Genomic DNA, 559 nt, shown 5'->3' with positions numbered 1-559 from the left:
GAGATTTATATTTAATTTTGCCGAGTTTTGTTACGCCGTCTACAAGCATTGCCACTTCTTCGGAAAATGCTTCTTTCAGGTCATCGAGCGTCACATCTGTATCTTCCACGACATCGTGCAAAAATCCGCCCGCAATTGTGGAAGGGTCCATTTCAAGATCGACGAGAATCCACGCAACCTGAATCTGATGAATATTATATGGCTCGCCCGATTTGCGGTATTGCTCGCGGTGAGCATCTTCAGCGTACAGATATGCTTTTTAGACAAATGCGATATGCTCATCAGATAGATAGCTTCGCGCTTTATCAATAACTTGCTCGGCAGTCAATACTTGTTCGTTCGCCATGGAATCACCTTTTTTAAAATGTAAACTGTATTGTAGTTTATTATCAAGAAAAAAACGAAAGATGTAAAGAGCAGAAGTTCAAATAGCCAAATATTATATAAAATAAATGCAAAACAATAGGAAAAAAGCACCCTGACATGGAGTGCTTTTTTCGTTATGCGATTATCCTTAGTATTTCATTAATGTTAAGATGTCATAATCTTCCAACTTATC

The 559-nt window shown here is 38.1% G+C and carries 1 pseudogene; it reads right to left on the bottom strand.

Features of this window, described 5'->3' with window-relative positions:
• Window positions 1-346 (bottom strand): annotated as a pseudogene (locus RVS70_RS21930) (HD domain-containing protein); the annotation flags it as partial.
• Window positions 347-559: the final 213 nt, after the last annotated feature.

This window comes from Virgibacillus sp. M23 (assembly GCF_034190895.1).
Lineage (GTDB): Bacteria > Bacillota > Bacilli > Bacillales > Amphibacillaceae > Virgibacillus > Virgibacillus salarius.
The sequence above is the reverse complement of the archived record's forward strand: the minus strand, read 5'-3'. Positions and strand labels throughout refer to the sequence as shown.